This window comes from Shewanella sp. SG44-2, assembly GCF_014164215.1.
In the GTDB taxonomy this organism is placed as follows: Bacteria; Pseudomonadota; Gammaproteobacteria; order Enterobacterales; family Shewanellaceae; genus Shewanella; species Shewanella frigidimarina.
In genome coordinates this window covers 234,782-257,622 of record NZ_JACJEU010000004.1, presented here as the reverse complement: position 1 = coordinate 257,622, position 22,841 = coordinate 234,782, and the positions used below count along the sequence as shown (strand labels likewise).

Annotated in this window: 22 protein-coding genes; 9 read left to right on the top strand and 13 right to left on the bottom strand. The window is 42.5% G+C overall.

What is annotated here, in order from left to right:
* Positions 1-185: hypothetical protein (locus H5181_RS20880; RefSeq protein ID WP_310734266.1), on the top strand; the 185-nt coding region annotated here is incomplete at its 5' end.
* Here H5181_RS20880 and H5181_RS20875 read toward each other — a convergent pair.
* The 4 genes from H5181_RS20875 to metF all read right to left on the bottom strand — a co-directional run bounded on the left by H5181_RS20875 (position 121) and on the right by metF (position 3,216).
* The gene (locus H5181_RS20875) at positions 121-285 is read right to left on the bottom strand and encodes a cysteine-rich CWC family protein (RefSeq protein ID WP_310734265.1); all 165 of its coding nucleotides are present in this window, start codon (positions 283-285) and stop codon (positions 121-123) included. The two genes, H5181_RS20880 and H5181_RS20875, sit on opposite strands and share 65 nt — an antisense overlap.
* Before the next feature lie 128 nt (positions 286-413).
* Entirely contained in the window at positions 414-1,532 is a 1,119-nt protein-coding gene (locus H5181_RS05090) for a c-type cytochrome (protein WP_011638963.1), read from the bottom strand.
* Positions 1,533-1,542: 10 nt separating this feature from the next.
* Positions 1,543-2,130: a c-type cytochrome gene (locus H5181_RS05085; RefSeq protein ID WP_243638366.1), complete on the bottom strand. Its 588-nt coding sequence runs from the start codon at positions 2,128-2,130 to the stop codon at positions 1,543-1,545.
* Between the two features lie 201 nt (positions 2,131-2,331).
* Positions 2,332-3,216, bottom strand: coding sequence for a methylenetetrahydrofolate reductase (metF, locus tag H5181_RS05080; protein WP_011638965.1), 885 nt, complete (start codon positions 3,214-3,216; stop codon positions 2,332-2,334).
* A gap of 541 nt (positions 3,217-3,757) precedes the next feature.
* On the opposite strand from metF, the gene H5181_RS05075 reads away from it, so the two are divergent.
* Positions 3,758-4,249, top strand: coding sequence for a DUF1097 domain-containing protein (locus tag H5181_RS05075; RefSeq protein WP_011638966.1), 492 nt, complete (start codon positions 3,758-3,760; stop codon positions 4,247-4,249).
* Positions 4,250-4,548: 299 nt separating this feature from the next.
* Here H5181_RS05075 and H5181_RS05070 read toward each other — a convergent pair whose 3' ends face one another.
* The 3 genes from H5181_RS05070 to metB all read right to left on the bottom strand — a co-directional run bounded on the left by H5181_RS05070 (position 4,549) and on the right by metB (position 8,616).
* Positions 4,549-4,755 (bottom strand): hypothetical protein, encoded by a 207-nt coding sequence (locus H5181_RS05070; RefSeq protein WP_259396944.1) that lies wholly within the window; start codon positions 4,753-4,755, stop codon positions 4,549-4,551.
* A 167-nt stretch (positions 4,756-4,922) separates the two neighbouring features.
* A complete protein-coding gene (locus H5181_RS05065; RefSeq protein WP_182750410.1) occupies positions 4,923-7,316 on the bottom strand; it encodes a bifunctional aspartate kinase/homoserine dehydrogenase II in 2,394 nt (797 codons plus the stop codon).
* A 130-nt stretch (positions 7,317-7,446) separates the two neighbouring features.
* Positions 7,447-8,616 (bottom strand): cystathionine gamma-synthase, encoded by a 1,170-nt coding sequence (gene metB, locus H5181_RS05060; RefSeq protein ID WP_182750409.1) that lies wholly within the window; start codon positions 8,614-8,616, stop codon positions 7,447-7,449.
* A 209-nt stretch (positions 8,617-8,825) separates the two neighbouring features.
* On the opposite strand from metB, the gene metJ reads away from it, so the two are divergent.
* From metJ to H5181_RS05035, 5 genes are all read left to right on the top strand, one after another.
* Positions 8,826-9,140 carry a met regulon transcriptional regulator MetJ gene (gene metJ / locus H5181_RS05055; RefSeq protein WP_011638970.1) on the top strand — a complete coding sequence of 105 codons (315 nt, stop codon included), beginning with the start codon at positions 8,826-8,828 and terminating at the stop codon, positions 9,138-9,140.
* A gap of 74 nt (positions 9,141-9,214) precedes the next feature.
* On the top strand, positions 9,215-9,955 hold the full coding sequence (locus H5181_RS05050) for a sulfite exporter TauE/SafE family protein (protein ID WP_011638971.1): 741 nt from the start codon (positions 9,215-9,217) through the stop codon (positions 9,953-9,955).
* 356 nt (positions 9,956-10,311) lie between these two features.
* Positions 10,312-10,641, top strand: coding sequence for a cytochrome c (locus H5181_RS05045; protein ID WP_011638972.1), 330 nt, complete (start codon positions 10,312-10,314; stop codon positions 10,639-10,641).
* A 148-nt stretch (positions 10,642-10,789) separates the two neighbouring features.
* Positions 10,790-12,502, top strand: a complete 1,713-nt coding sequence (locus H5181_RS05040; protein WP_182750408.1) for a DUF3373 domain-containing protein — start codon at positions 10,790-10,792, stop codon at positions 12,500-12,502.
* Between the two features lie 62 nt (positions 12,503-12,564).
* On the top strand, positions 12,565-13,959 hold the full coding sequence (locus H5181_RS05035) for a tetrathionate reductase family octaheme c-type cytochrome (protein WP_011638974.1): 1,395 nt from the start codon (positions 12,565-12,567) through the stop codon (positions 13,957-13,959).
* A gap of 94 nt (positions 13,960-14,053) precedes the next feature.
* Here H5181_RS05035 and H5181_RS05030 read toward each other — a convergent pair whose 3' ends face one another.
* From H5181_RS05030 to H5181_RS05020, 3 genes are all read right to left on the bottom strand, one after another.
* Positions 14,054-15,034 (bottom strand): pseudouridine synthase, encoded by a 981-nt coding sequence (locus H5181_RS05030; protein WP_182750407.1) that lies wholly within the window; start codon positions 15,032-15,034, stop codon positions 14,054-14,056.
* Positions 15,035-15,146: 112 nt separating this feature from the next.
* The gene (locus H5181_RS05025; RefSeq protein WP_123884014.1) at positions 15,147-15,725 is read right to left on the bottom strand and encodes an LON peptidase substrate-binding domain-containing protein; all 579 of its coding nucleotides are present in this window, start codon (positions 15,723-15,725) and stop codon (positions 15,147-15,149) included.
* A gap of 213 nt (positions 15,726-15,938) precedes the next feature.
* Positions 15,939-16,994, bottom strand: a complete 1,056-nt coding sequence (locus H5181_RS05020) for an alpha/beta hydrolase (RefSeq protein WP_182750406.1) — start codon at positions 16,992-16,994, stop codon at positions 15,939-15,941.
* Positions 16,995-17,099: 105 nt separating this feature from the next.
* Between H5181_RS05020 and H5181_RS05015 the strand changes: the two genes are divergently transcribed.
* Complete coding sequence (locus tag H5181_RS05015; RefSeq protein WP_182750405.1) at positions 17,100-17,561, top strand: YhcH/YjgK/YiaL family protein; 462 nt, start codon at positions 17,100-17,102, stop codon at positions 17,559-17,561.
* A 380-nt stretch (positions 17,562-17,941) separates the two neighbouring features.
* Entirely contained in the window at positions 17,942-18,865 is a 924-nt protein-coding gene (locus H5181_RS05010) for a manganese-dependent inorganic pyrophosphatase (protein ID WP_182750404.1), read from the top strand.
* An 85-nt stretch (positions 18,866-18,950) separates the two neighbouring features.
* Here H5181_RS05010 and H5181_RS05005 read toward each other — a convergent pair whose 3' ends face one another.
* From H5181_RS05005 to H5181_RS04995, 3 genes are all read right to left on the bottom strand, one after another.
* A complete protein-coding gene (locus tag H5181_RS05005) occupies positions 18,951-19,355 on the bottom strand; it encodes a DUF1850 domain-containing protein (protein ID WP_011638981.1) in 405 nt (134 codons plus the stop codon).
* Positions 19,355-21,388 (bottom strand): TRAP transporter permease, encoded by a 2,034-nt coding sequence (locus H5181_RS05000; RefSeq protein WP_182750421.1) that lies wholly within the window; start codon positions 21,386-21,388, stop codon positions 19,355-19,357. Before H5181_RS05000 ends, H5181_RS05005 begins: the two co-directional genes overlap by 1 nt.
* A gap of 203 nt (positions 21,389-21,591) precedes the next feature.
* A complete protein-coding gene (locus H5181_RS04995; protein ID WP_011638983.1) occupies positions 21,592-22,545 on the bottom strand; it encodes a TAXI family TRAP transporter solute-binding subunit in 954 nt (317 codons plus the stop codon).
* Between the last annotated feature and the right edge of the window lie 296 nt (positions 22,546-22,841).

Genomic DNA, 22,841 nt, shown 5'->3' with positions numbered 1-22,841 from the left:
CAATTGTGCGTCAAGCTAAACCTGAAGTCGTAAAAGAAGTCGCGGCGACAATAGCAGAGGCAGTATCTACTGAAGCAGCGCCATCAACCAAAGCCCCTGTAAAGGTAAGTCGCTTTGGTTCTATGCTTGCTCAGCACACCAGCATGCATCGATGGCTAACCCTTGCTCCATTGCACAACCATTAGCTTGCTGGCAAAGTGGGCACGATTGTGCTGCTGAAGTAAATAATGTCATTGCCCTGCCTATATGGTGATGATGATAAATGAATATACTGACATTTATCATCATGCTCAATAAACGCTATGCGCATTACATTTCTGAAAACGTATTAACAATCGATAAAAATACCCACTAAGCGTTAACTTAATGGGTATAACTGACAATGATTGATGGTTAATACAGAGCCAATATGATTACTTTATATTATTTTTAAGCGGAAAAACCGGATATGAGGCCGTTCCCAAAACAGGCTTACCAGCAACGGATTGGCCATAATATCCTTGGTGCTTATGATAGGTGGCTTGAGTCTTACTCACATCACCGTTAAAACGAGGATCTTGTGGGCGATCAAACGAATTAAGGTAAGCCGCTACATCCCAAGCTTGCTGAACCGTTAATTGCACGCTTTTGCCTAAAGGCATATTTTCATAAATAAAGTCAGCTGCAGTATTGACCCTATGCATGCCAGCGCCCCAATTATAGCTTTGAGCGCCCCATAATGGTGGCAATGCAGTAACACCAGCAATCACTTGTCCTTGACCATCTTCACCATGACACACTTGGCAATGTGTTTGATAAACTACCTGGCCGCGTTCTGGAGAATAGGCCAGTTCAGGTTGAGATGTTTTCGGATAGCCGCGCCCAGGAAGCTGGCTTAACGCTGCTATATCCAAATGTTTAGCAATAGCTGCTGGCATTGGGAAATCATCCCGTTTACCACCTTTAACCAACTCCACATCAGACAATTCAGGCACAGGGCCAGCAACCTTGTATTGGTCCATTAATCCGCTCATGCCTAACCAGTAAGAATAGGCCGATATTGCTACTAGCTCAGGAGAGTTTGCCGCCGGAGCTTTACCGTTCATCGAATAGGTAAAACAACCTTGTATGCGCTCTTGAAAAGAGTTTACTTTATCGTTTTTCTTGCGATAAGCAGGATAAGCAAAGTATGCCGCCCATAAAGGCGATGCATTGGCTTGTCGTCCTGAATTCATATGGCAGTTAACACAGTTGAGCTCATTGCCAACATACTTATCTCGCAGTTGTTGGGTGTTAACAAACAATTGATAACCTAAACGAACCTTGTCACCAAAATCCCCCTCAGGAATAGCAGTTAATGGTGCGGGTTGAAGATAAACAGCATCAGCTTTTTTCTCCAGCGCAGGTAATGCAGCTTGGCGATCGGGTAGTGTCGTCGAAGACTCAGACGATTTTACCGCAGTAGGCTTCGCCGGAACTTCGGTCATTAATTCATCGGCCTGTAAAGGCAAGCTAAACAGAGCGCCAATGGTCAATAGCGATAATAATTTCATAGCCATGTCCTTATTTTATATTGGCAAAAAACTGAGATAACCCATCGATTTCAGCAGCCGTTAATTTCAGCGCAATATTGCCCATCATGTTATCAGCATCGCCTGTGCGAGAGCCCTCTTGCCAGGCTAACAATTGAGTTTTAAGGTAACTGGCTTGTTGCCCCGCTAAACGAGGAAACTGCCCGCCCCCCACGGCAGACGGACCATGGCAACTTACACACGCTGGAATAGTACGTGACCAATCACCTTGAAAGGCTAATGTTTCGAAAGGATCGCTAATACCAACCTTGTCACCGCGAAATTGGAGCGGAATGTCTGCAACAGGTTGCTGACTAAAATATTGCGCCACCACAGCAATATTGTCACCTTGCACCGTAGCAGCCATTGCCAACATGGTTGGGTTTTGACGTTTACCTGCATGAAATAACGCAAGTTGATTGCTGATGTAGTCGGCAGATAAGCCTGCTAAACGAGGGCCAATAATATCGATACCTTGACCTTGTGCACCGTGGCAAGAAGTACACAGCTGAGCCGCGGCTGGAACCGGCAGTTGTGGGGAAGTTGTTTCTGCAGCTTCTGCTGTCATAACAGTTAACATCGTTATGCCAGCCAATGCAGCGAGCTTGTAAAAGGATGTTTTCATCATCACACCTCTTAAGTCATTCGTGATTGGTTATTGTCATACCACCATAGGCTAAATATATTTAAAAATGAATACGGCAAACGTCGAATATTTAAACAAAAATCCCGTTAATGAAACCATTAACGGGATTTTTGTTTGCGTAAACTTTACATTGTGCTACTTCGGACGCACGCCTAATGTATGGCAAATGGCATACGTTAATTCTGCACGATTAAGGGTATAAAAATGGAAATCTTTAACACCTTCACGAGACAATACTTTCACCATATCAATAGCAACGTTGGCACCCACTAACTGACGTGTTGCAGGGTCGTCATCTAAACCTTCAAATTGACGATGTAACCAATGTGGAATAGCGACATTGGTCATGCCAGCAAAACGCTTAGTCTGTTTAAAGTTAGTCACAGGTAATATCCCTGGAATGATCTCAACATCTATACCAGCTGTAACACAGCGGTCGCGAAAACGTAAGTAGGATTCAACATCAAAGAAAAACTGAGTAATGGCGCGGTTAGCACCCGCATCAATCTTTTTCTTTAAGTTTATTAAATCGGCCTGCGCATTACGCGCATCTGGATGCACTTCAGGATACGCCGCTACCGAAATATCAAAGTCGGCCACTGAGCGCAGTAAACGCACTAAATCATTGGCAAAGCGAGTTGGTTTTGGGCTACCGTCAGGTAAATCACCGCGTAATGCCACGATGTCTCTAATACCAGAATTCCAATAATGCTTTGCCAGTTCAACTAATTCTTCATCACTAGCATCAACTAAGGTTAAATGCGGCGCAGCGAGCAGATTGGTTTCTTTCTGGATACGTTCAATCACGCTATGAGTACGGTCACGTACACCAGAATTGGCACCGTATGTTACTGATACAAATTTAGGGTTCAATGGTTCTAAACGACGAATAGAATTCCACAAAATCTCTTCCATTGCTGGCGTTGAAGGCGGGAAAAACTCAAAAGACACATTAATATCATTCAGCTCAGACAAGCTCTGATTTAACGACTGGGCATGTTGTGCGTGATGAAAAGCCATAATGTATTCCTTCAACTTCTGTAACACTTAGGAGTCTATACCAATCAACTAAAATGATTAATTCAACTTAAATCATTTAGCCGTTTGGACGTCTATATGTCCATATACTAGTTTAACTACATCTTAAGTCAAGCTAAAAAACCATCAATAAGCAATTTGTAGTAATCACATTAACGCTAGGCCTAAATAGTAGGTTATAGAAAACAGCTTAAATCAGCTTTTTGTTCAACTGCCTGTAGGCTTTTTGTTCATCAGCCTACAGACAATATCATTTGATAATGTTCAAATTGTTTTGATCAAAAGTGTCAGCACGCAGGCGATAAACATGATGATGAGAAATGAGTGCAAATATGGGAGGTGATATGCAGTAAACGTAATGGCCCCTCCCCCCACTTAACAAGTTGCATAATGTTTGGTTTTATTAGCAGTTGCTTTTATTTGCGAACTGGATCGACTTTTATAAAACCTAAATACATAACTTCTGTTTATTGTGCTAAATTTAAAATTCACCGTTCTAAATTTCATCTATCGAGAGGCGACTATGGCGCATCGTTGGCAAATTGCAATTTCTGCTGGTTTATTGGCTGCTGTTTGGGCTGGTCTTGCTGATGTATTTCATCTCGTGACATGGGTAGGCTTTCTCGGCTGCAGTACCTTTTTCGCTCAAACAGAAACAGGTGCTAAAGGCATGATGATGGCGATGATGACCAATCTTTCCGGTGTATTCTGGGGCTGGTTAATTATTGCAGGCAGCGGTGTTCTAGGTTCGCCAATGATCAGCTATGCATTAACAGGCATTGTCACCGCATTTATGTGCTTACAAGCCAGTAATAAAAACTTCGCCTTTATTCCCGGCACCTTTATCGGTTGTTGCATCACTTTTGCCTTAAATGCTGATCTAGCCGCTATCATTCCACCACTTATTATCGGCGCCGTACTCGGTTACAGCATGAGCCTACTCACAGGCCTATTAATAACGTTAACCGATAAAACAACTGAATCATTAAAAGATGACGCAGTAGAAGAAGCCTAAGCACAGGCGACTTAAATTGTATCGCCTTAGGGGTATTAGTTACCTGCGAGTAATGAAAGGTAACTAAAGACTGGGCCAATCTTAAATACTCGCAAAAATAGTATCCATAAACATCACTTTAAATTAATCGAACTCTCGATCTGCTATTTGTATAATAAAAAGTCTGAGTCCCACCCAATATCGGACTTGTTCAGCACTTGGATGAAGATGTGACTTCGCGCGACCTATCCTTATTTGTTATCTATCTTTTAATTGATGTCGATTAGTTCTTTAAGCTTACAAAAAGCAATCTCGTTATATTACTGATACAAAATGGTAATATTTAACGTCGCTGGCATAAATGAACCACCGCTTTGAGTTTGTTTAATTTCAGTAATCTCTATAGATGTGTGCCTGGATAACCATAAATTAATTTCGTCTTGTAAACCACAATCAGCTTGTTCTATCGGTTGCATCCAAAAGCTGAGTTTAGGTTTTAACACTTTAGTAAACACTTTGACTTTCATACTTATTTTCGAACTCCATTTCAAGAGATGAACACTAGTCATATCACGTTTTAGTATTTATGCGTTGAGCGGTTTGCGGCAAATAAAGAAAAGAGCTGAATTTCAGCTCAAAAACATTCCCGAGATGACATAAAAAAGACCATTAATAATGGTCTTTTTTAACAAAACTACTCTTGTAACAGGTCTTTGCAAATATGCACTAAATCTGACTGCACCGCTGCTGCTGTCACCTCTCGCCCAGCCCCTGGGCCGCGAATAATCAATGGATTACCTTGATAAAACGCACTACGAATAACAAACACATTATCCCCTGGGGTTAAATTCGCATAAGGATGATTATTATCAACCCACTGCAAACCCACTTCAGCCTGTAACTTACCTTCGACTTTATCCAGCGAAGCCACATAACGTAGCACCTTGTTCTGTTCAGCTGCAGCGACATACTGCTGCAACAAATCGTCATCAAGCTCACTAATGCGCGCTAAAAAGTCTTCAAGTGATAACTCAGCTAAGGCTTGAGGCACTAGCGAGTTGAGACTAATATCTTCTAGCTCTACCGCTAAGCCAATCTCGCGAGCCAAGATTAACAACTTACGTTGCATATCGCGGCCAGATAAGTCATCACGAGGATCCGGTTCAGTAATGCCTAAACTGCGAGCATGAAGTACTAATTCTGAGAACGGCTTGCTGCCATCATAATTTTCGAATAACCAACATAACGTGCCCGAAAAAATCCCACCCACGGCTTCAATAGTGTCACCACTATTACGTAAGTCATTTAACGCATGTTGAATAGGCAAACCTGCGCCACAGCTGGCGTTATAACGCCAAAACAAGCGGCGATTACTCAGCTGCTGCTTTAATTCGCGATAAAATGGCAATGGCCCTGAACCGGCTAATTTATTGGCACTCACCACATGAATACCACGGGCAAATAGCTCTGGATATTGCAAGGTTAAGGCGGCACTAGCACTAATATCTAAGGCGACAATTTCATCGCATGATAACTGCGCTAATTGATCAAACAGTTGATCATAATCCCATTCAATACCTTGCTGTTGATAATCTTGCTGCCATTGTTCAAGGTTAATTCCGTCGTTAGAAATTAACGCTTTTTTCGAACCAACTAAACCAACTAACTCAACAGAGGCTTCAAGTTCATGATCTAATGCTGGACTGGCGCGTTTAAACAAATCAATCCACGCCTCACCAATGTTACCCACTCCCAGCAGTAACACTCCAATACGCATTCTTGGCCCAGCACAACGACGATGTACTTTTTGGGTCAATAAACTGACTTGAGTTTGCGGTACTAAGGTGACCAAACTTAATGCATCTTGATAAATCGGTTTGGCATCACGACTGAGTAGTCGGGCAAAACTGCGTCTAAAGTGATGAGCATCAGCACTGACTAATGCCACTAGGCCTAAGTCAGTTTGGGCACTCAACTCTTCAATCAAAAATTCGCTGCTGTATTGAGTGAGCAAAGCTTGCACTTGTTTCTGGCTTTCAAGCGTTAACGCCAACTCAAACTTATGTTGTGCTAGCGACCAATAAGCTAACGGCGTGATTCCTGCTTTATCCAAAATGGCCAGTAACGGTTCAATATCTGCGTTCATTTTAAAACTAAACAACACCACTTCATTTAAGTTAGTGACCACAGGCGCACTCGCTGATGAACTCAGTGGCGCGATTAAAGTAAAGTCAGTGTGTGAAGCATAACTTGAGCGTACCGCTAAACTCACTTCAGTATTAAACAGTGGCTGTAAGGTCCGAGAATGCAATACAGGAGAGCCCAGGCGCGCTAAGCGGTCAGCTTCAGCTAATGACATACTCTTGAGTAATTTCGCATCATTAATTTTGTTAGGGTCGGCATTAAACACCCCTTCAACATCGGTCCAAATGGTTACACGATCAATGTCAGCTAAGCTGGCAATCAAAGTGGCACTAAAATCAGAACCATTGCGACCCAGTAATAAGGTATCGCCGTGGCGATTTGCGCATATAAAACCGGTTATAACTAAACGCTCTTGCGGGTGCAAGGCTAATAAGGCTTGTACCTTGTCACGAGACTCAGCGACTAAAATATTGGGTACGGCGCCTTCATCGGCAACCAAAATAGAGCACGCATCGACATGAGTCGCAGCTACGCCCATTTCTCGTAACAAAGCGGCCATTAAGCGCGCCGACCAACGTTCACCAAAACTCACCACTTGGTTTAATTGGTAATCGTTACGTTGCTCTAAAGATAATAAGCTGACTAACTGAGATTTGTCGGTAGACAAACGTTCGCGTAAATCACGCGCTTGCTCGTTTGACAATAATTGTTCAATTAACGTTTGCTGGTAGCTGATCAGAATTTGCAGCTCTTCTTGCCACAACTGACCACTGTCACGCAGGCTCAATAATTTGTATAAGAAGTTAGTCGTTTTTCCGGCGGCGGATACCACAACTAAATCATCACTCTGACCATGCGTAAGTAGAATATGTGCAACACGGCGATAGCAATCTGCATCCGCTAAACTTGAACCACCAAACTTATGTAAATGACTTCGCGTCATTACTGACTCCTTAAACAACTACGACTTTGTTGCGACTGCTAGACTTCTATTTTGAAACCAATAGTGTTGCAAGTGCATGTTTTGCTATTTTACCCAATTTGGTCGAAACCACAGCTAACTTAAACTCGAATTAAGCTGATTTTATCGCGGCAACAGCTGCTAGGCCTGCTTGAATATCGGTCAAGAGGTCATCTGCATCTTCAATACCGACAGATAGTCTCAATAAAGTCTCTTTAATACCAGCCTCTTGCCTTGCTTGTGGGTCCATTGCTCTATGGGTCATAGTGGCCGGAACGGCGACTAAACTTTCCACCCCGCCTAAACTTTCGGCAACACTAAACAACGACAGCGCCTTTAAAAATGCCACCACTTCCGCTTCGCCGCCGATTAACTCAAAACTTAACATAGCACCAAAGCCTTGTTGTTGTTTTGCCGCAATTTCGTGACCTGGATGGTCTTTTAAACCCGGATAATACACCTTTGCCACTACATCACTGGCGTTGAGTAACTCAACAATTTTTTGTGCGTTACGTTGATGCTCACGAATTCGTACCGCTAAAGTACGTAAGCCTCGCAAGGTTAAATAACTGTCAAATGCTGAACCCGTAAGCCCAAGAGTATTTGACCACCAATGTAACAACTCACCCACTTCAGGATCTTTAGCCACTACAGCTCCACCGACCACATCGCTATGACCATTAATGTATTTGGTGGTTGAGTGAATAACAATGTCTGCACCCAATAACAAAGGCTGCTGTAATATCGGCGATAAAAAGGTGTTATCGACTGTTACTAACGCGCCAACGTCATGGCAAGCTTGGCTAATGGCAGCAATGTCGACCACGCGCAATAAAGGATTCGATGGCGTTTCTAACCACACCATTTTCGGTTTTTGAGCTATTGCTTTGCTCAGCGCTTGTGCGTCAGTTTGATCAACGACCAATAACTTAAATTGGCCTTTTCTGGCCAAGTTAGTGAATAAGCGGTAACTGCCACCATAACAATCGTGCGGCACAACCAATAAATCATCAGGACCAAGTAAGCTAGTCACCAATGTAATCGCGGCCATGCCGGTACATGTCACTACACCGGTTGCACCTTGTTCAAGTTTGGCGAGTGCATCGCCTAAAATACATCGAGTAGGGTTACCCGAACGACTGTAATCAAACTCGCGTGGATTATTGTGGCCATCGAATGAATAATTGGTCGATAAATAAATCGGTGGCACGATAGCACCATGTTGTGTGTCTGTTTCAATACCTTGGCGAACGGCCAATGTGGCGCTTTGATGCTTAGTCATGGTTGACTCCTAAAGTTTCACAAACACACAAAGAGATGTCTAGACGTCCAAATTTACCTAAGAGATCCCCATCCGTCAACCAAAATAGACGTTTAGACGTCTAAACATCAAGAAATCTATTTGCAATCGGGATTAAATAGTAGCAATAATTTGACTAGAGATTGTAACGGTTTAAAATCTGCAGCGTATTTATCGTTAAGGGTAAGTTAATGACTGAGTGGAATGGCGAATATATCAGCCCATATGCCGAGCACGGCAAAAAGAATGAACAAGTAAAAAAAATTACGGTTTCTATCCCTTTAAAAGTATTAAAAGTACTGACAGATGAGCGGACGCGTCGCCAGATAAATAATCTGCGCCATGCAACTAACAGTGAACTGCTATGCGAAGCATTTTTGCATGCGTACACCGGTCAACCATTACCTTATGACGGTGATCTTTCAAAAGATCAGCCTGATAGCATTCCAAGTGAAGCGAAAAAGTTAATGGATGATATGGGTATCGAGTGGGAAGAACTCGAATAATTCACTGATTAGTGATTACCTCACAAACTTTTAAACTGCCCTATAAAGAAGCAGTGATGTTTTAAAGAGAACTTATGATGTCATTTATCGATCCAACGACCTTGATACTGGCATCAATTATCGTGTTTTTTGGCGCGCTAACTCAAAGCTTAATTGGCTTTGGGTTAGCCGTTGTTGCAAGCCCGCTGCTGTATATTGTTAATCCTCAATTAGTTCCAGTTCCGATAATTGTTATGGGCTTTGCCATTTCTGCAATGACCTTGTTTAGAGAGCGTGGTCACTTACAATTTAATGGTTTGCAATATGCCTTACTCGGGCGAATTCCTGGGGGGTTTTTAGGCGCTGGATTATTGCTGTTTGCCCCACAAGCAATATTAGGCTTAGTGATTGCAGCTATTGTGTTTATTGCTGTTATTCTTAGCATTTTTCGCTTTAGCGCCCCCATTAATCGTCTCAGTTTATTTATCGCAGGGGTATTTTCGGGCATATTTGGCAATATCGCAGCCATCGGCGGTCCGCCAATGGCCATTTTGCTTGCAGGCCAAGACCCAAGTCAATTTAGAGCCGCTTTATCAGCCTTCTTCGTGTTTAGCTCATTAATAGCGCTAGCCATTTTAGCCATCGTCGGCTTAGTTGAAGTGAAGCATTTATGGCTATCACTGCTATTATTGCCTTCAGTCGTTGCTGGTTATCTTGTCTCGGGTAAGTTAATTGGTCGCGTTGATAAAGATAAAACCCGTATAGCCACATTAGTGTTATGTAGTATTAGTGCAACCGTGTTAGTTATTATGTCGACCAACACGTTAATGAGCTAATCAACTATTCTGCACCTGTAAACAAAACGAGCCATCAATGGGCTTGTTTTCTAACAATGATTAAAATCTTCCCCTTCTATTTATCAAGCAGTCTATTTCTCACCTAAAAAACGCCATCAATAAGTATCAAAAAAAACCGTTTCACTTCCCCTAACAAACTCATTATCTATATGCAATAGATCCATATCACACTAGTTCATTAGATTTCTTTCAATTAACTTTTTTTCAATTAGATTTTTCTCATGGATATGATCTACTTCAAATTAACACTACCCACTTTTAGGTAACATTGTTTACAGCAAAGAAATAATTAAATGTTGTTAAGCACGACCCTAATAAGCCCGACAGAGGACAAAATGATGAACACATACATTAAAGTTGGTATCGCAGTTGCTATGGCATTATCACTTGGCACCCAAGTGATGGCCGCAGATGGTGGTAATCCTAAAAAAGGTAAGCACCTATACAAAAAAGAATGTAAAGCCTGCCACAGCGCTAACAGTGAAGGCCTTGAACTCACCCCAATGACTAAAACTATGAGCCAATGGGATCGTTTTTTCACCCGTGATAAGCACAAAGCTAAACCTGCCGTTTTTGAAGCCTTATCAGAAAAAGACCTGAAAGACATTCAACAGTTCTTATATGACCACGCCGCCGATTCAGACCAACCAGCTACCTGCGGCTAAATCATCAATGCTGAGTATCTTTTCGTTCTAAACGAAACATCAGCCAATAAACCAAACGAAAAAACTGTGAGGCTTAGCCTCAGGGATTCTGACACAAAAAATTTGCCAAATTGACCATGTTATTTGGCAAATCAAGGGGAGAAAGACCATGAGAACTCTCATCTCAATATTAGTGGCTAACGCGCTCTTTATGAGCGGCGCAAGCCTAGCAGCAGATACAGATGCACAAAAGATTGCCGATCTTAAACAACAACTGGCTACGATTAATGAAGATCTTGATTATTTAAATTCACGAGTTGATAAAACCGAGCGTCACACAGCTTTAGACAGAATAGCCATTACGGGTGATTTTAGAACTAAAGCACATTCATTACATTATCAAAACGTCACTTGGAACCCAGCCATGAACGTTAACTTTTCTGACTTTGGCGCTAAAGCCATGTCAGGAGCGTTTGGCGATCCAAATAGCGCTACCTCACCGTTAGGCCAAATGATGATGGCAAACCCTGATTTAGCCAGCGCGTTTCAAAGCGGTATGCTACAAGGTGTTATGCCAATGCTGTTAGGCCAGAAAACCCAACAAGACATTGATAACGATATATTTTACACCACGCGCTTACGCCTAAATATTGATGCTAAAGTGTGGGATAACGTCAGCTTTGCAGGACGTTTAACCATGTTTAAGAGCTGGGGAGACTCTGCTGGGGTTAAAGTATTCGACTCATGGAATTCATTCACCATGGACGGCACCAGTAGCGGTAGCACCAGTGGTGATGAGTTAAAAGTAGAGCGCGCCTATTTTAATTGGAAAGACATTAACGGCAGTGGCACTTACCTTTCTATTGGACGTCGTCCTTCAACGTACGGTCCACCAAATCATTATCGTGAAAATGAACTCAGAGGCGGCACGCCATCAGGTCACTTAGTTAATTTTAACTTCGATGGTCTTACCTTAGGTTACAACTTGGGTGATATTACCGGTATTGAAGGCCAAACAGTACGTTTTTGCTATGGCCAAGGCTTTGAATCACAGTACGGCAATGGCGAATTATTTGGTGACATCATCACTAAAGATACCCACCTCGGCGGGTTTAATATCGACGTGATTAATGACGGTAACCATTTCTTACAGTTCACTTTATTCGGTGCTAAAGATGTCAATGATGGCTTTACGGGCACCATGGCATTCCCTACTCAACTGGCGGGTATCTTTGCCCCAACCATGTATCAAGACATGCAAAAGTTTGACAACTTTAACTTCGTCACCCGTGTACAACCAAGCGGTGTCATTGGTGATATGTACTTAGGTGGTTTAGGTTATGCCTATGAAACCGATGACGATCTGAAAATGTTTGCCTCATTAGGATGGACTCGCGCTGAACCTAACGGTAATGCAGGTTTGTTCGGTGGCATGTTAAGCGATGCAGTATTTGAAGCAGAGTTGAACAGCACTGGTACTGAAATCATTATGGTGCCAAAAGAAACTGTTGATAGCGACACCAAAGATGGTTACGGCATTTATGTAGGTATGCAAATTCCTGCACCATACGGCAAATTCGGTTTGGAATATAACTACGGTTCTAAATACTGGAGTCCCTTCACCCAAGCACAAGACGACCCAATCGGCAGTAAGTTAGCCACTCGCGGCCATGTTGCTGAAGCCTATTATATCTTTGATATTAATCCAAAAATGTTTATCAAGTTAGCTGGTTTGTATTACGACTATGAATATACCGGAAGTGGCTCACCAGTAGGTGCACCGATGAAGGTTGACGATGTGATTGCCGGTAGCGCGTACTCAATGTTGCCAGTTGTTGACACCGCCTATGACGTCAATGCCTCACTGACCGTTAACTTCTAACGCTAACTTAACCTTCTAACTTGGCCCCCCTGAGCACAATCTCAGGGGTAAGGACAAACACCATGAAATTATTATCAGCACTGGCTGTATTACTGTTATTAAGCAGTAGCGCACAGGCTGCCTTTAACCACAAAGAGGCGCTGAAAGGGCCTTTTGCTAATGGCCCTGAAGTGACGACACAATGCTTAACCTGCCATAAAGAACATGCTGAAGAGTTTATGAAATCTTCACATTGGACTTGGGAGTTAGAGCAAAAACTACCAGACCGCACTGTGATGCGCGGTAAAAAGAACAGCATTAACAACTTTTGTGTATCAATATCGGGTAACGAACCGCGTTGTACCAGTTGTCATGCCGGTTATGGATGGAAAGATTCAACATTCGACTTTAAAGACATGACCAAAGTCGATTGCTTAGTTTGCCACGACACCACGGGAACTTACATTAAAGATCCTGCGGGCGCAGGCGAGGCCTTAGCTAGAGTCAATTTAGCCAATGTTGCCCAAAATGTAGGTGCACCCGTGCGTGACAATTGCGGCAGTTGCCACTTTTACGGTGGCGGCGGTGATGCGGTTAAACACGGCGATTTAGACTCATCAATGTCTTATCCAGACAAAGCGACCGATGTCCACATGGATACCGATGGAAATGACTTCCAGTGTCAAACTTGTCACGTTACTGAAAATCATCAAATTACCGGTAACTCGATGGGCGTATCACCTGGAGGGGAAAACAAAATTGGTTGTGTAAATTGCCATGATGCTGCGCCTCATAAAAATAAAAAGCTCAATACACACACAGCAACTGTAGCGTGTCAGACTTGTCACATACCATCATTTGCTAAAAATGAACCCACCAAAATGCATTGGGATTGGTCACAGGCAGGACAAGATCTTCCTGAAACAACAGACCAATACGGCAAGCACACCTTTATGAAAAAGAAAGGCAGCTTTATTTGGCAAAAAGACGTTAAACCACAATATGCCTGGTTTAATGGCCGCGCCGATGCGTATATGGCTGGCGATAAAATGGACCCAACTAAAACGGTTAAATTGGCTTATCCATTAGGTGATATTCGCGACCCTAAAGCTAAAATCTACCCATTTAAAGTGCACACGGGTAAGCAAATCTATGATGCTAAACTTAATATTCTGATAACCCCTAAAACGTACGGTGAAGGTGGCTACTGGGATAAATTTGATTGGGACTTAGCTGCAAAATTAGGCATGGAAGCTAACCCAACCATGGTAGAAAAAGGACTCAAATACAGTGGTCAGCATGGCTTTGTTGAAACCGAAATGTGGTGGCGCATCAACCACATGGTGTCACCAAAAGACAAGGCACTACAGTGTAATGACTGCCACAACAAAGGCGAGCGTTTAGACTGGAAAGCCCTTGGTTATGATGGCGACCCAATGAAAAATCGTAAAGGTATTAAACACACAAAAGCTGACTAATACTCAGATAAGCTCACTGCAACAGCAATAAGCTGATACAAAAAAACCGCTATCGACTTTACGATGGCGGTTTTTTTATTCGCTAAATAACGAACTAAAAATCCAAACCTTGGCACTGAAAATCTTGTTCAATAGCACTGATGGGATCGGTAAAGCGCAACCGTTTAGCCAACAACTGCAACGGCTTATCAAAGTTGTCCAGCCCTTTAGGTTGTAGTACTGGATAAAAGCGGTCGTGTAAAATCGGCATGCCTAAACTTTGCATATGTACACGTAATTGATGAGTTTTACCGGTAATAGGACTTAACTCAAATAAGCCAAAACCATTTTTTACCGCCACTAAACTGATTTCAGAATGGCTATTCGCCTCGCCTTCAACCACCTGCATGGTAAAGCTTGGATTTGCCGCCACAATACGATTTTTAACCGTCCAATGAATAGGAAGCGTACAAGTATTATCGGCTAATTCACTCAGCAACGTAGGCGTTAATTTAGCGATTGCTTGATAATCTTTAGTGATCTTGTCATCTAAAAACAGCTGATGATATGCATGGCGTGTTTGCGGATTGAGCGTCATTAACATCACACCAGCCGTATCTTTATCTAGCCTGTGCGCCGGTGCGACCGTATCTATTTGAGTGGCGATACGTAAACGATGCACTAAACATTCATTGACGTAATTTCCGCCTGGGGTAACGGGTAAAAAATGCGGTTTATAAACAATAATAGTGTCGTTATCTTGATACAACACCTGTTCAGCAAAAGGTACTTTAGTTTCGGATAGCACTTCGCGGTAATAATACACTTTGGCAGTCGCTTGATAGGCACTTTCTGCGGTAATTAGCTCACCATTTTGCCAATGTACTTTGCCATCATTGATACGCTGTTGCCACACACTGGGATCGATTTGCTTAAAATGATCGATCAAAAACTCAAGTACTGTGTGGTATTGCTTACCAGCTAATTCATTAGCACGCGGCAACACAATATACGAAGGTTGAGCGGCAATGGCAGCGTTTGGTGTTTGGGAAGAGGATTGAAGATGATCCGCAGTGTAGTTTGATGAATTAGGCATAAACAACTTGGCTATATAAAGATGAAGGTAAGGTTCAAACGAGAAGGTATCTTATCAGGCTAGGCCGAAAATGTATCTTGATTATCTCGATACCGATAACACAATATTGCGCTTATACATCCACGTGAGATTTTAGTAATTGCAGCACAAAATCCATAGTTTTATGGCAATTAGGTTGTTCGACTAAAATCAGCTTATCACGATTATACATAGGTAAAACCTCTAACCAACGCTGACTCACCCAAGCGGCATCTTCTAAATGAGTTTGTGAATACAATTCCAGTAAATCTGGATTCACTTGATAAAATTGTTCAAGTGCGGCACTGATAATTTCAAACTCACCCGCAATGGGCTCATTGCACCAATTAGGGCAAGGGAGCGCACGAGCAATCCAACAACCATCTCGTTTTTGTGCCGCAGATAAAATTTTAAGACGCTGCAAGCCTTCAATAACAATGCTTAAAGAACCATCCTCTAACTGATTGAAATCAATAATATTGCATTGGGTTGCTGTAATATAACAAGGCAGTTCGCTATTCACTTTCAATGGCGCAAAAGCTAAACCATAGTGGCCTTTTAGTACATCGGCAACCATGGCTAAATCACTCGGTGACACGACTCTAATTTCAAGTCGTCCACCGGGTAATAGCACAGCATCTTGAATCAGTAATGCTACTTCTTTTGTTTGCATAACAGCCTCCTACACCATAGGTGAAGTTACTGAACCAAAGTCAAATCAATGAAACAAGTGTAGCAGTGGTTAATTATTCAACAACTTAAGTAGCCTAATATAATGCTTACTACCGACATAACCACCCGTTTTCGCTACGCCCTACTCCAATAGACCTTGTTTAATACGACTATCTTTCAAAAAAAGTACAAAAAACATTCAACTTATTGGATCTTATAAACGCTCAATACGATCCATAATAGTGCCAGAAGCAACAATTTCAGCAAACTCGTCAGCTAATACCTGGCTTTGTTGCACGCTTTGCTGCCAATAGGCAATCCGACTTTTAGTATCTAAATTTTTAAAGTCTTCACGGTCAGGAATTTTACTAAACGGTAAGCTTGCAATAAATTGCTTACTCGGCGCTAAAATTAAACCATTGTGATAATTCGCTTTCGCTTTACGCCACAATAAGGATTTATCAAACCAGCCTGGGCTCATGTACGGGTAAAAGTGTGGATACAAACTCAAGCCTGTAGCGGCAGGCAATGGCATATCAAAATGATAATCGGTTATGCCACCATCGTAATAATGACCCTTAGGCGAGCCTTGCAGATCTTTTACCGGATCAAGTAGTAACGGGATCGATCCTGTCGCTAGCAATCCATGGCGGATATTGTCTTGGGTTAACTCGACATGTTTGGTGGGCAAATCTTTCAAACGTCTAAAAGGTGATGCGGCGTCTTTATGGCTTAAAATAACCCGTTCAAAGTGCCAGCCTAAGCTTTTACGATTGACCACATTACTTACTGCAGCCATCGACAGTCCCATCATTAAGCCAAATTTGGCATGAATGCGATTTAAATGACGGGCACGACAAGCCACCATATGATGACGAATTAACGGATTAGCAATAATATCAGCGCCTTGCTGCTCACCTAAAATGCCATCAACAATTTGTAATACTTGGGCACTGACTTGTTCACGAGTCGGCTTTTTTTCGTAGTTCTGATGAATATAAAAATGCTCTAAACGTTCATAAGCCGCTAATGGGTCTTGTTGCGCCATACAAGCTAAACGCCACGCACCCGACGACGCGCCCATGGTATAAAGGGGATCTTCGCGCCCCTGAAAAAACTCACTAAATAAATATTTATCTAAGCCAGCTATCGCCAACCACTTAGGTCCGCCTGATGCTGCAAAGAGCTGAGTAAACAATGATTGATCTAAGCCATTCGCTTCTAGTTGTTCGTAAGCAGTTGGTCCAGCAAGTAAACGTAATGCAGGCAATGTACAATCCTTCTTATATTTGTAATGCTGTTATCTTTGTAAAACTGTATGCTTTAGCGCTAATACGCTAGCATATTTTTGTGGTTCATATCTTACGGAATTTTTATGATTGTTGATACTTTAGCAAATCGTCACCTATACACTCAACTTAGCCCGAGATTAGCCAAAGCATTAGCCCATCTCGCGGACACAGACTTTAGCCAGCTTGCTGTGGGCAATTATCCGCTTGAAGGCAAAGATATTTTCGTTATCGTTAATGACTATGAAACTAAGCCTAAAGAAATCGAACCCTTTGAAGTTCATCAACAGTATATTGATGTGCAGTATGTGGTTAGCGGGGAAGAAGAATTTGGCTATTTACCGTTAGCCAATCAAACACCTTCTAAGCCTTATTTTGACAAGCATGACTATGCTGAATACGACTATGAATCTAACAAAGATGATGCGGCGTTTATTCCGCTAAAAGCGGGCATGTTTGCACTATTTTTCCCTGGCGACATCCATATGCCAGGCACCAGCCCAACACCACAAAAAGTTCGCAAAGTGGTGATAAAAGTACGGGTATAACGATATGGCCTTAACAAATGATGAATACTCAGTCCTACTGCTGAATTATTAGCAAAAAATCGCTATTTGAGAGAAGTCTGCTAAAGTTAATTCCAGTACAAGAAGCACCTCGACAGAGCACTTGAGATAGTCTCAATAGAATACTGAAAAGAGACTTCGATAACGTTGTTATCCCAAGCTAAAGACAAATATACACCTACCCTGAGTAAAATATAAAAAGCCCCGAGACTCTCCGCTCGGGGCCTTTTTTTGTCAATTAAACACGCATATCATTATGGATAACACTCATATGGTAAGTTGAACCGTTGAAGTGGTATTTTTTAATGCGATGAAGATCAATACTTGTTAAAATCAGGGCAACTTTATAGGAGAGTCTTTCAATGGCAATGTATGTAGTGGGTCACAAGATCCCTGATTCAGATTCAATTTGTGGTGCTATAGCATTAGCATATTTAAAAAACCAAATCGATGAACCGGCAATTGCAGCCCGTTTAGGCGAGTTATCACCAGAAACCGCATTTATTTTAGAAAAATTTGGGTTTGAAGCACCAGAATACAAAACCAGTTACGCTGGTGAAGAAGTCTATATTGTTGACCATTCAGAAATTACTCAAGCGCCAGATGATATCGCTCAAGCGACTATCGTCGGTATTGTCGACCACCACAAATTAGGCGACCTAACCACTTCTACTCCACTAGAATGTTGGATCCGTCCAGTAGGTTGCAGCAACACCGTCATTAAAATGATGTTCGATTTCTACCAAGTAGAAATTCCAGCAAACATCGCTGGTATCATGATGTGCGCCATCTTAAGTGACACGGTTATTTTCAAATCTCCAACCTGTACCACTGCCGATATCCGTTGCGTTGAAGCGTTAGCTAAAATCGCCGGTATAGAAGACTTTAAAGAACTCGGCATGGATATGTTTAAAGTGAAATCAGCAGTTGAAGGCACACCAGCACGTGACCTTGTTATGCGTGACTTTAAAGACTTCAACATGAACGGTAACCTAGTGGGTATTGGCCAATTAGAAGTTATCGATTTGTCTGTATTTGACGATATCAAAGCTGACTTAGAAGCTGATATTGCTAAATTGAAAGTTGAAGGCAATCGTCACAGCGTATTATTGCTGCTAACCGATATCATGAAAGAAGGTTCAGAAATGTTAGTTGTTTCTGATTCAGCAGACTTAACTGAGCGCGCTTACGGTAAACCTACCGTTGATGGCCGCGTGTGGTTAGACGGCGTATTAAGCCGTAAGAAACAAGTTGTACCTGCACTGCAAGATGCATTTGCAAAGTAATACTCTGCAAGCAACTTAAAGAAAAGCTGAATCAATTGATTCAGCTTTTTTTTATGCTTCAGCGCCTATCTATTATGTCGATTAACTAACTTGGTATATCACAGCCCCATAGCTCAATGGAGGGCTGCTCAGTGGTAGGCTCACCCACCCAATAACTCATAGAATGGCATTGTTGCCCAGCCTGAGTCGATGACACACATAACTGATAATCGCCTGCTTCTGGCGTGCGGCCCAACTTTAGCATTGGCAAAATAGGCAAATGCGGTTTGTAGTGCCAACTGCCATCTTTTAACACTGCATCGGCAGGGATCTCCATTCCTGCGCCACTGCCTTTTACCCTTGCTTGTTCTAAAATAAAACCTTCATTAGTTAATCGATAATCTTCGGCCCAACGAATTTTCTCAATAGTGTGAGTCCAAGACAATGTCATCTGTTCAGCAGGCACTTGAGCCCATATTGTGCCTGCTAAACCCAAACATAGCCCTAGCATTATTCGCCCTGCGCTAAACGTTTTAGCTTACGTGCACGCCATACGTGGTGCAAAATAAACACCAGTGCCAAACCAAAGCCTAACTCATCACTCAGCGGTGTCGCCATAATCAAACTGCCACCAGCAATAAAGCCTAAAACACGTTCCCACCAATAAAGGTTTTGTAATAAGTAGCCGGTAAATATTACGCCCCAAATCCCGATAGCCACCGTAGCTTTAAGGACAACATAAATCGTTTCTAGCGCACCACCACTTTGGAGCATTAACGCAGGGTCGTAAACCGCCATAAACGGAATAATAAACCCAGCAATGGCAATGCGAATGGCCCATAAACTGATTTTTAAGCCTTTCTCTTTGGCGATAGGCGCCGCGGCGAAACACGCCAGGGCAACGGGTGGTGTAAGGTCTGCCATAATGCCAAAATAAAACACGAACATGTGCGACACAATTAACGGTACGCCTAAATCCAGTAACGCTGGCGCGGCAATTGAGCTGGTAATAATGTAATTAGGAATGGTCGGGATCCCCATACCTAATACCAAACACGTCACCATCGTCAGCACTAAAGACAAGAATAAGTTATCTTGGCCGACAGCCAGAATATAGCCGGCAAACGTTGACGCAATACCGGTTAGTGACACAACACCAATAATCACGCCCACTAGCGCACAAGCAATACCTACAGGTACTGCATGTCGCGCACCTTCAACTAACGCATGCACACATAATGTTAGGGTTTCTTTGCCACCTTTAACAAACCAACAAATCACCACCAGCATAGCGATAACGCCAAACATCACCCCAATACCTAACTGAAAAAAGCCTGCGCATATCACCCCTAATGCTATCCAAAAAGCAAACCGCATAGCAGCAGATGATAGATTGAGAATAATGGCCGAACCTAAAATTACAATCGCAGTCAGTGCTAAGCCAACCATGCCAGAAAACAGCGGTGTACGACCTGAAAACAACAAGCCAATCAAAATAAATAATGGGATGAGTAAGTACCAACGCAACTTAATTGCTGCCCACGGATCTGGACATTGGTCTTTAGGTAAACCAGATAAATTGGCGCGTTTAGCTTCTAAATGCACCATCCAGAACACCGAACAAAAATACAATACTGCGGGGATCATCGCCGCTTTAGCAATTTCAATAAATTGCACATTAATGGTTTCTGCCATAATAAAGGCCACGGCGCCCATAATCGGCGGCATAATTTGGCTGCCCATACTGGATGTGGCTTCTACCCCACCCGCAAAAGCAGACCGATAACCAAAGCGCTTCATTAACGGAATCGTAAACTGGCCAGTGGTGACCACGTTGGCAACTCCCGAACCGGTAATGGTGCCCATGAGTGCTGAAGATACCACCGACACTTTTGCAGGCCCACCCACTTTATGACCAAATAAGCCCATAGCAAAGTCGGTAAATAAGCGGATCATGCCTGCTTGTTCTAAAAAGGCACCAAACAGAATAAACAAGAAAATATAGGTCGCTGATACATAAGTTGGCGTGCCATATAAGCCTTCTGTACCAAAGGCCAACTGGTTAACTATTTGGTCGAAACCATAACCTCGATGCATCAATTCACCGGGTAAATACTCACCAAATAAACCATAGGCTAAAAAAATACCACAAATAATTGGCAGGGCAATTCCCATCACTCGTCTGGCGGCTTCAAACACTAAAGCGACTAACACCACACCAATAATCATGTCATTTTGGGTTAAGTCACCAGAACGTTGAATTAAGTCTGCTTCGAACACCCATTGATAAACCGCGGTAGCCATACCCGCTAAACCAAGTATCCATGCCAAAGGTTGCCATGGCTGACTCTTGCCTATACCTGGGTAGCTAATAAACACCACTAATAATAAAAAGCCCACGTGTACGGCGCGCAATACTTGTGTCGAAACTGGATGAAATGCCGCGGTGGTAATTTGGAAAATAGAAAAAATCAATGCTACTGCAAACAAGGCTTTTGGCCAGTTGCGAGTATCGGCACTTAAGCCTTGCTCTGGTTCGTTAATTTGGGTTGGATCGCTCATGGTATGCCTCGACACTTACTACAACTAATAACCTCAGCTCAGAAAAATGAGTCAATTAACAATGACGTTGACTCAATCAGTCACTCTTGATCTAAAACGGAAGTTAGCAAATATGGTTGAAAGACAGAAATAAACAAGCGCTTGCTGGGTTTACCAAACAAGCGCTGTTAACTTAATACTATTACTTATAGCGCATTCACTTCTTTGTAATAGCGTTCTGCACCTGGGTGTAGTGGGATAGGCAGATCTTTTGCCGCTGTGGCTAAACTGATCGCCTTGGCAGCTGAGTGAGCAGTACCTAAACGGTCTAGGTTTTCAAACATCAGCTTAGTCATTTGATAAGCAATCTCATCAGACACCTTGCTGTGACTTACTAATAAATTTTGTATCGCAACTGTACTCACATCTTCTGTTTGCCCTTCGTAAGTATTAGCCGTAATCACCCCAACTTGATAAGCAGGATTATTAATTTTAGCGACAACATCTGCAGGGATAGCCACAAAGTTGATATCCATTGTTGCGGCTAAATCACGAATGGCTGCCATACCTAAACCAGACGATTGTAAAGTCGCATCCAATTGGCGGTTTTTAATCAGCTCAACAGATTCGGCATAAGGCAAAAACTCAACTTTACCCATATCGTCGTAACTGAGTCCTGCTGCTGCAAATATGGCACGCGCGTTAAGTTCAGTACCTGATTTTGGCGCCCCAACAGAAATACGTTTACCTTTTAAATCTGCAAGGCTATTAATACCAGCATCTTTATTGGCGACAATTTGAATATAGTTAGAATAGGTTGCTGCAATAACACGTAATTTTTTAAGCGGCGCTTTAAAACCGGCTTCCTGATCACCTTCCCACGCTGCCGATACTGAATCACCTAGAGCAAGCGCTAATTCACCACGTCCAGCTTGTAGTAAATTGAGGTTTTCAACCGACGCTTTAGTCGCTTGAACAGAGGTTTTAGAGCCCTCGATGCCATTGCTGTAAAGTTGAGATAAAGCCACACCGATAGGATAGTAAACACCACTAGTTCCGCCGGTGAGAATATTGATAAATGTCGGCGCGGCCATAACAGCCGTACTAATAGATAGCGCTGCAGCCGCGCCAATCATGCAAAAACGTTTGGTTAATTTCATCCTGCAATATCCTTATTTTTTATATTGTTATGAGTATTATTGTGTAGTTACACTACCACTGACATCCAGTGCAATCTATATAGACTAAAGGCTAATAACATCATTATAAATCGCCTTTATTCCGTGATTTCAGTTACTTCGATATTAAACCAATAGCAACATTAGCATTTCTCATCACCAACTTGCTCTAGGGCAGTCTGAGCAGTAAGCAATAAATACTCTGCCATCAACGAGTATAGTTAATTGAAATAAAAAGGTGCCAACAATGTCGGCACCTTTTTAGTCTATTCTGTTCG